The sequence below is a fragment of the Serratia sp. ASV30 genome (assembly GCF_016428815.1).
Taxonomy (GTDB): domain Bacteria; phylum Pseudomonadota; class Gammaproteobacteria; order Enterobacterales; family Enterobacteriaceae; genus Chania; species Chania fonticola_C.
Genome location: NZ_JAELTL010000267.1, coordinates 1 through 302 on the forward strand (window position 1 = coordinate 1; position 302 = coordinate 302).

Here is a 302-nt window from a genome sequence, read left to right on the forward strand (position 1 = left end):
CCCCCCCCCCCCCCCCCCCCCCCCCCCCCCCCCCCCCCCCCCCCCCCCCCCCCCCCCCCCCCCCCCCCCCCCCCCCCCCCCCCCCCCCCCCCCCCCCCCCCCCTGTTCAAGCAGAAGACGGCATACGCGATGATACCTCCTGTCTCGTGGGCTCGGAGATGTGTATAAGAGACAGGCTTAACGCGGGTTGGCTGATCGCCAGACGGCTGGCGGTATCGGTGAAATGTCGTAGCTGCGCCAGGGTCACAAAGTACTGAATTTGCTTGAGGGATAGCGCGGGTAACCGTCGCCATGGCTCGGAC

Annotated in this window: 1 pseudogene; it reads right to left on the reverse strand. The window is 71.2% G+C overall.

The features are described from left to right. Positions 1-157: 157 nt before the first annotated feature. A pseudogene (locus JHD74_RS26385) lies at positions 158-302 on the reverse strand (LysR family transcriptional regulator); the annotation flags it as partial.